This window comes from Dellaglioa sp. CoH-57-MRSF-18 (genome assembly GCF_056781995.1).
Genome location: NZ_JBXAXX010000232.1, coordinates 1 through 264 on the forward strand (window position 1 = coordinate 1; position 264 = coordinate 264).

A 264-nucleotide genomic window follows, 5' to 3' on the forward strand; every position below is an offset into this window, starting at 1 on the left:
GAAAACCAATGAGCAGCTACACCAAATTCCGAGCCACCATTCCTGTGGCTGCGGCCGACGCCGCGTTCGTGCGTCCAATCATCGAATGGATGCTGGGCAATACTGAGCGGCCGGCCCAGCTCCCGGAGCACGAACTGTTTCAGCATGAACGCGTCGAATACGTGCTGCACAACGCGGCTGTGGAATGGTTCGAGTTCCCTGAACCTCCGGACGGCACGCAAGAGTATTAACGTGGCGCGAAGACGTTCATCGTTGATGATGAGG

1 protein-coding gene is annotated in these 264 nt (G+C 57.6%); it reads left to right on the forward strand.

Annotated features, from left to right (window positions below; all coding sequences use genetic code 11):
- Nucleotides 1-230: hypothetical protein (locus AC1RPG_RS08820; protein ID WP_481762610.1), on the forward strand; the 230-nt coding region annotated here is incomplete at its 5' end.
- Between the last annotated feature and the right edge of the window lie 34 nt (nucleotides 231-264).